The 6696-nt window shown below is 70.9% G+C and carries 7 protein-coding genes; 4 read left to right on the forward strand and 3 right to left on the reverse strand.

From position 1 onward, the window contains the following. Positions 1 to 176: 176 nt before the first annotated feature. A complete protein-coding gene (locus tag E2E34_RS29205) occupies positions 177 to 848 on the forward strand; it encodes a DUF461 domain-containing protein (protein ID WP_138904887.1) in 672 nt (223 codons plus the stop codon). A gap of 111 nt (positions 849 to 959) precedes the next feature. Here the strand turns inward: E2E34_RS29205 and phoP are convergent, their stop codons facing one another. Both phoP and phoR read right to left on the reverse strand, forming a co-directional pair. Continuing rightward, complete coding sequence (gene phoP / locus E2E34_RS29210; RefSeq protein WP_028814608.1) at positions 960 to 1640, reverse strand: two-component system response regulator PhoP; 681 nt, start codon at positions 1638 to 1640, stop codon at positions 960 to 962. Beyond that, entirely contained in the window at positions 1637 to 2914 is a 1278-nt protein-coding gene (gene phoR / locus E2E34_RS29215; RefSeq protein ID WP_138904888.1) for a two-component system sensor histidine kinase PhoR, read from the reverse strand. The genes phoP and phoR overlap by 4 nt, the downstream gene beginning before the upstream one ends. A 187-nt stretch (positions 2915 to 3101) precedes the next feature. On the opposite strand from phoR, the gene phoU reads away from it, so the two are divergent. Together phoU and E2E34_RS35690 are read left to right on the forward strand one after the other, a co-directional pair. Next, positions 3102 to 3791 (forward strand): phosphate signaling complex protein PhoU, encoded by a 690-nt coding sequence (gene phoU / locus E2E34_RS29220; protein WP_138904889.1) that lies wholly within the window; start codon positions 3102 to 3104, stop codon positions 3789 to 3791. A gap of 104 nt (positions 3792 to 3895) precedes the next feature. Further along, positions 3896 to 4048 carry a hypothetical protein gene (locus tag E2E34_RS35690; protein ID WP_167518412.1) on the forward strand — a complete coding sequence of 51 codons (153 nt, stop codon included), beginning with the start codon at positions 3896 to 3898 and terminating at the stop codon, positions 4046 to 4048. Positions 4049 to 4487: 439 nt separating this feature from the next. Here E2E34_RS35690 and E2E34_RS29225 read toward each other — a convergent pair whose 3' ends face one another. Then, a complete protein-coding gene (locus E2E34_RS29225; protein WP_138897069.1) occupies positions 4488 to 5249 on the reverse strand; it encodes a phosphoglyceromutase in 762 nt (253 codons plus the stop codon). 155 nt (positions 5250 to 5404) lie between these two features. Between E2E34_RS29225 and E2E34_RS29230 the strand changes: the two genes are divergently transcribed. Next, positions 5405 to 6696 (forward strand): MDR family MFS transporter (locus E2E34_RS29230; protein ID WP_244316233.1); only part of this gene is annotated, 1292 nt, incomplete at its 3' end.

The raw sequence follows: 6696 nt of genomic DNA on the forward strand, positions 1-6696 counted from the left end.
AGCGTCGAAGTTTCGTTCAGCCAGTAGGCTGCATACTAGTTCATGTCTTTTTTTTTCAAGCAGAAGACGGCATACGAGGTGAGCGCTAGTCTCGTGGGCTCGGAGGTGTGTATAAGAGACAGCCCTTGGGGCGGCTGTACGCCGCTCGAACCCGTCTAACAGGAGATGTCTCCCCCGTGAGCCGCAGCCTTCGACGCGGTGCCCTCGCCGCCACCGCCATCGTGTTCTCGATCGCTTCGCTTGCCGCCTGCGGGGCGGGCAACGACGCGCAGACGCTGGGGGTCAGGCCGGACAACGCCGCGACCACCGTCGACGACGTGAAGATCCAGAACGCGACGATCGTCACCCAGCCGAAGCTCGACGCCGAGGGCCCGGCGGTCGTCACCGGCATGATCTTCAACAACGGCAGCAAGGCGGAGACGCTCCAAGCGGTCACCCTGCCCGGCACCAGCGCCAAGGTGAAGCTCAAGCCGGCCAAGGGCTCCGGCCCGCTGACCGTCCCGGCCGGCGGCTCGCTCCTGCTCGGCGGCGAGGGCAACGCCTCCGCCGTGATCGAGAACGGCCGCGAGGCGGCCAAGGACGGCGACGCGCAGCCCCTCCGCTTCGAGCTGAGCGAGACCGGCACGGTCGAGCTGCGGGCATTCGTCGTCCCGGCCACGCACTACTTCAAGGACGTCGGCCCCACCGAGCTCCCCCAGCAGCCGTCCCAGACGCCGTCCGGCTCGGCGACCGCCACCCCCTCGGGCACCCCGACGGGTTCGGCCACCGGCGAGGCGGGCGCCACGGCGTCGGCCGGCGCCCCCGAGGGCGGCTCGGACGACGCCGGGGACCACGGCGCGGGCCACTGAGGCGTACGACCGCACATGGGGAGGCCCCGCCGGTACGGACCGGCGGGGCCTCCCCATGTCATGTCCAGCCGCTGCCGGGCCACGGCCGCCGCCGCGCCCGGCCGCCGCTGTCTACGGCTCGAACTTGTAGCCGAGTCCTCGCACCGTGACCAGGTATCTCGGCGCGCCCGGGTCCGGTTCGATCTTGGCGCGCAGGCGCTTGACGTGCACGTCGAGCGTCTTCGTGTCGCCCACGTAGTCCGCGCCCCAGACCCGGTCGATGAGCTGCATGCGGGTGAGGACACGGCCCGCGTTGCGCAGCAGCATCTCCAGGAGGTCGAACTCCTTCAGCGGGAGGTCGACCTTGCCGCCGCCGACCGTGACCACGTGGCGGTCGACGTCCATCCGTACCGGACCGGCCTCCAGGGCCGCCGGAGTGACCTCTTCCGGCTCGCCGCGGCGGCGCAGGACCGCGCGGATGCGGGCGACCAGCTCGCGCGAGGAGAAGGGCTTCGTGACGTAGTCGTCGGCTCCTATCTCCAGACCGACGACCTTGTCGATCTCACTGTCCTTGGCGGTCACCATGATGACCGGAACGTTGGAATGGCTGCGCAGCTGGCGGCAGACCTCGGTGCCGGGCAGGCCGGGGAGCATGAGGTCCAGCAGGACGAGGTCGGCGCCGTTGCGCTCGAACTCGTCGAGCCCGTCGGGGCCGGTGGCCGCGATGGCGACCTCGAAGCCCTCCTTGCGCAGCATGTAGGACAGGGCGTCGCTGAAGGATTCCTCATCCTCGACGACGAGCACTCGGGTCACGGAAGGACCTCCGGGTGGGGAATGGGTTCGCGATCAGTGGTCTCGTACGGACCGACTGCGTCGTCTGCGGAATCGTCGACGTCGTCGTCCGGGGCGGCGACCGGGGACCGGTCGCGTGACGCGGCCGCCTCGGGCAGCCGCAGGGTGAACGTGGAGCCCTGTCCCTCGGAGCTCCACACCGTGACTTCCCCGCCGTGCGAGGCGGCCACGTGCTTGACGATGGCCAGGCCGAGGCCCGTGCCTCCGGTGGCCCGGGAGCGGGCCGGGTCCACGCGGTAGAAACGTTCGAAGATCCGCTCGCGGTCCTTCTCGGAGATGCCGATCCCCTGGTCGGTGACGGCTATCTCGATCAGGTCCCCGCCGGGGGCGGAGATCCGGCGGCCGGCTATCCCCACGCGGGTGCGGGCCGGGCTGTAGTTGACGGCGTTCTCGACGAGGTTGCCCAGGGCGGCGGCGAGCTGGCCCCGGTGGCCCCAGACGTACAGGCCGTCGGTTCCTCCGGCGGCCATGGTGATGTTCTTGGTGGACGCGGCGTGGCGGCTGCGGTCCATGGCCTCGGCGACCAGTTCGTCGACGCGGACCGGTTCGGCGTCCTCCAGCGGGTCGTCGTTCTGGACGCGGGAAAGGTCGATGAGCTCCTGCACCAGATTGGTGAGGCGGGTCGCCTCGATCTGCATGCGGCCCGCGAAGCGGGTGACCGCCTCGGGGTCGTCCGAGGCGTCCATGACCGCTTCGGAGAGCAGGGAGAGCGCACCGGTAGGAGTCTTGAGTTCATGGCTGACGTTCGCGACGAAGTCGCGCCGTACCGCTTCGATGCGGCGGGCCTCGGTGAGGTCCTCCACCAGAAGCAGGACGAGGCGCGAGCCCAGCGGGGCGACGCGGGCGGAGACCGCGAGGGCCTCGCCGCGCCCCGTGCCGCGGCGCGGGAGGTCGAGCTCGACCTGGCGTATCTCACCGTCGCGGCGGGTGTCCCGGGCCATGTGGAGCATGGGTTCGACGGCCAGCTTGCCGCCCCGGACGAGCCCGAGGGCGTACGCCGCCGAGCTGGCCTTGACGACGCTGTCGCTCTCGTCCAGGACGACGGCGGAGGAACGGAGCACGGACAGCACGGTGTCGACGCCCGGCGGCAGCACCGCGTTGACGTCGGGCCGCATGGAGGACCGGGTGGGCCTGGCCTGCTCGCGCTCGCTCCAGCGGAACGTCAGCACGGCGATGACACCGGTCAGCAGACCGGCGATCGCTGCTGCTGCGGCGACTGCCGCGTTCACGTCCATGCACTCAGGTTAAGCGGGGGCGGTGACGCTGCCCCAGCCAAATGGGTGGCACCTCGAACACTCGTCGCTCAGAGTTCACCGAGGGGATGGGGTTGGTTCACTTGGGGTGCCGGAATCGGACGCGTACCGGACAGAACGTGGGAGCGTGGGGTTCCAGAGGCCTCAGAAGGACAAGAGAGGGACTTTCATGCGCGACGCGTACCACGAGGAACTTGACTCGATCGGTGAAGCCCTGGTCGAGATGGCCCGGCTGGTCGGGTCCGCCATCGGGCGGGCCACCACGGCCATGCTCGACGCGGACCTCAAGCTCGCCGAGAGCGTGATCGCCGCCGACCAGAAGGTAGACGATCTCCAGCACGACCTGGAGGCCCGGGCCATAGCCCTGCTGGCCCGCCAGCAGCCCGTGGCGACGGATCTGCGGATCGTCGTCACCTCCCTGCGGATGAGTGCCGACCTGGAGCGCTCGGGCGACCTCGCCCAGCACGTGGCGAAGCTCGCCCGGCTGCGTTTCCCGGCCTCGGCCGTGCCGCACGACCTGCACGCCACCATGCTGGAGATGGGTCAGCTCGCGCAGCGCCTGATGGCGAAGGCCGCCGAGGTCATCACCACGAAGGACGTGGACCTCGCGCTCCAGCTGGAGCACGACGACGACGAGATGGACCTGCTGCACCGCACGCTGTTCCAGCACCTGATGGACGACCGCTGGAAGCACGGCATCGAGACGGCGGTCGACGTGACGCTGCTCGGCCGGTACTACGAGCGGTTCGCCGACCACGCCGTGTCGGTGGCGAAGCGCGTGGTGTACCTGGTGACGGGTGAGCACGCCGACGAGCTGCAGGCGGCGTCCGGCACGACGCCGCCCGCGCCGGGCGAGTAGGGCCGGAATCCGGGATTGCGCGTGTGCGCCGTTGATGCGCCCGTACGAGTGGGCATGCAATGGGCAGCAGGAGTACGCCACGTGCCCCTTCGAGGAGGATCTCCATGGCCGATTCCCCCACGTCCGACTCCCGGCAGGACCCGCCCGCCGAGGCGGCCCGCCACCGCCCGACGCTCCCCGTCCTGGGCGCCTGCGGCTGCGGCGCCGGCTGCGGCTGCGGCTGCCAGTCGGGCGCCCCGTGCCAGTGCGGCGGCTAGTGCGGCGGGCGCGACCGGTGCGTGCGGCGCGACCGATGTGACCGGTGCGTCCGGTGCGCGCGGTGCGTGCGGTGCGTACGGAAAGGGCCCCGTCCTGATGCGGACGGGGCCCTGTTCGGCCTGGCGGGCCTTCCGGGGTCAGTTCACGTCGACGTAGTCGCCGGTGGAGTTGCTGGCGCCGGTCGTGGTGTTGCCGCTGTAGCGCCAGCGCCACGGTGGGCTCACCGTTGTTGATCACGACGTTCGTGAACGAGATGCCGCTCTCGGCCGCGTATGCGCTGGGATATGGAAGTACTCAATCCGCACGCCTGAGTCGAATGTCGGCGCGGCGGGTCGACTGCCCACCGCGGGAAACCTCAGATCATCCGACCGGGCACCACGACGCCCCAGGCGCCCCCACGCGCGGCGGACCGCGGGCGGGGGGCCTGAGGCGTGCCGGTTACTTCTTCTTGCCCTGGTTCTTCACGGCCTCGATGGCGGCCTTCGCGGCCTCCGGGTCGAGGTACGTGCCGCCCTTGGTGAGGGGACGGAAGTCCGCGTCCAGCTCGTAGTAGAGCGGGATGCCGGTGGGGATGTTCAGGCCGGTGATCTCCTCGTCGGAGATGCCGTCGAGGTGCTTCACCAGGCCGCGCAGCGAGTTGCCGTGGGCGGCGACCAGGACGGTGCGGCCCGCGAGCAGGTCCGGGACGATGCCGTCGTACCAGTACGGCAGCATGCGCTCGACAACGTCCTTGAGGCACTCCGTGCGGGGGCGCAGCTCGCTGGGGATCGTCGCGTAACGCGGGTCGTCGGACTGGGAGAACTCCGTGCCGTCCTCGAGGACCGGCGGCGGGGTGTCGTACGAGCGGCGCCAGAGCATGAACTGCTCCTCGCCGAACTCGGCCAGGGTCTGCGCCTTGTCCTTGCCCTGGAGGGCGCCGTAGTGGCGCTCGTTCAGGCGCCAGGAGCGGTGCACGGGGATCCAGTGACGGTCCGCGGCCTCCAGCGAGAGCTGGGCGGTGCGGATGGCGCGCTTCTGGAGCGAGGTGTGGAGTACGTCGGGCAGCAGGCCGGCTTCGACGAGCAGCTCACCGCCGCGCACCGCCTCCTTCTCGCCCTTCTCGGTGAGGTTGACGTCCACCCATCCGGTGAACAGGTTCTTCGCGTTCCACTCGCTCTCGCCGTGGCGGAGCAGGATCAGCTTGTACGGTGCGTCGGCCATGCGTACGAGACTAATGGACGCCCCCGACGGTTGACCGCTCGCGTCAATTGGGTGGCTGCGGTCCACAGCCCGCTTGTAACTTGCGGATACCGCATCAGCCGCTTACAGGCGTCCACCGCCGCCGCCGAAGGTCCCTGGGGGGATGACACATGTCCATGGCCACGCTCAGACGTGCCGCGAAGGAGTCGGTCTCGGGGTTGCCCGACGGGTTCTGGTGGCTGTGGACCTCGACGCTGGTGAACCGCACCGGGGCCTTCGTCCTCACCTTCCTGTCGCTGTACCTGACGCAGGAGCTGGGCTACTCGGCCTGGTACGCGGGGCTCGTCATAGCGCTGCACGGGCTCGGCGGCGTGGCCGGATCGCCGCTCGGCGGCATGCTCACCGACCGGTGGGGGCGGCGGCCCACGATGATCGCCGGCCACCTGGGCACGGCGACGGGCGCGGCCGCGCTCGCCGTGGTGACCAGTGCGGTCGGCGTCGCCGTCGTGGTGCTCCTCATGGGCGTCACCATGCAGTCCGTGCGGCCGGCCATCGGCGCGACCATCGCCGACCTGGTGCCGGAGCACGAGCGGCGGCGCGCGTACGCCCTGAACTACTGGGCGCTCAACCTCGGCTTCGCCATCGCCGCGCTCGGCGGCGGCGCGGCGATCGTCTTCGGCTACCGGACGCTGTTCCTGGTGGAGGCCGCCGCGACCGTGCTGTGCGCGGTCATCGTCTTCCTGCGGCTGCCGGAGACCCGGCCCGCCGTCCCGGCGGCGGCGAAGGGGGCGGACGCGGGCGCCCCGCTGCCGAAGGTGAGCCTGGTCGAGGTGCTGCGGGACGGGCCCTTCCGGACGCTGGTGCTGCTCAACCTGTTCGTCTGCCTCATCTTCACCGCGCCGTGGGTCGGCCTGCCGCTGACCATGGCCGGCGAGGGGCTGGAACCCGGTGCGTACGGCATGGTCATCGCGGTCAACGGCGTGGTGATAGTCGGCTTCCAGCTCCTCGTCAACAAGATCACCGAACGGCGGTCGCCGGCCGCGCTCCTCACCGTCTCCTCGCTGCTGTTCGCCGCCGGGACCGGGGCGACGGCGCTGGCGGGCACGCCGCTCGTGTTCGCGGCGACCGTCGTGGTGTGGACGCTCGGCGAGATGGTGCACGTGCCGACCAACGCCGCCGCCACCGCGCGCCTGGCCCCGGAGCACGCGCGGGGGCGGTACCAGGGCGTGATGGGCATGTCCTGGGCCCTTTCCGGCTTCCTCGCACCGATCCTGGCGGGCTGGATCGTGGACGGGCCGGGGCCGGACGTCCTGTGGATGGCGTGCGGGGTCATCGGCGTGATCGCCGCCCTGGGGTACGCGACGTTGCTGCGGCGGGTGCTTGCGGAGGCGGAGAGCGCGGGGAGCGCGGGGCTTGCGGAGGCGGAGGGTGCGGCTGTGGTGGGGGGTGCGTCCGGTGACCCGGTGGC

Source organism: Streptomyces albidochromogenes, from assembly GCF_005981925.1.
GTDB lineage: Bacteria > Actinomycetota > Actinomycetes > Streptomycetales > Streptomycetaceae > Streptomyces > Streptomyces albidochromogenes.